Annotated in this window: 1 protein-coding gene; it reads right to left on the bottom strand. The window is 64.5% G+C overall.

The window, feature by feature from the left end; genetic code table 11:
* On the bottom strand, positions 1 to 701 hold a 701-nt coding region (locus ACG2LG_RS24110), incomplete at both ends, for a transposase (protein WP_396263452.1).

The following is a 701-nucleotide window of genomic DNA, read 5'->3' as shown; positions in this document are numbered from 1 at the left end:
GCTCTTGGTTCGTGTCGGAAGGGCCTTTGGTCGAGAGTCCGGGTCGCTACCATCTCGACGAGGAAACCCATCTGTGCAGCCTTCTTGCGCGGCTTCCCCGCGAGACTTCGGAACGACTCGTGAATGGAGGTCGCGAGGTCGAGGGTTTCCTTGAAGCTGATGGCTCCGGTCGGCACGCCGGCCTCCCGCGCGCCGCGCTGCATGAGCAGGCGCATCAAGTTGTAGGCGATCCGGACCATCGTGAGGGTCTTGCGTGCCATCGCCGGGCTCTTGGCGTTGATCATCTCGAAGCCAAGCGTGGTCTTGATGTCGCGCAGGCGCAGTTCGATATCCCAGCGGCGGGCGTAGAGGGCGTGAAGCTCGACGCCGTCGTGGTGCTGCGCATCGGTGAGCGTGGTGACGACAGTCATCCTGGAACGCTTCCCACTACGATCCTCGTAGTCGAGTCGGATCAACCGGACCTCCATGCTTTCGGGAAGCGCCTCCCACTCCTGGCGGGTGGTGTGTTTTTTCACGGCGGAGAAATGCGGGCGTCGCCAGGTGACGAGGCGTTCATGCGCGGAGAGCTTGCGGCCCTTCCTCCAGTCCAGGGCGGAGTCGCGCCGTTGGTGCAGGCGCATCACGCAGTGGGCGCCCCGGGCTCGCACCGCAGCGATGAAGGCGTAGGAGCAGTAGGCCCGGTCGGCGAGAAGAAGATCGTC

Source organism: Haloferula sp. A504 (genome assembly GCF_044385805.1).
In the GTDB taxonomy this organism is placed as follows: domain Bacteria; phylum Verrucomicrobiota; class Verrucomicrobiia; order Verrucomicrobiales; family Akkermansiaceae; genus Haloferula.
Note: the sequence above shows the minus strand (reverse complement) of the source record. Positions and strands in the feature narration are given on the sequence as shown.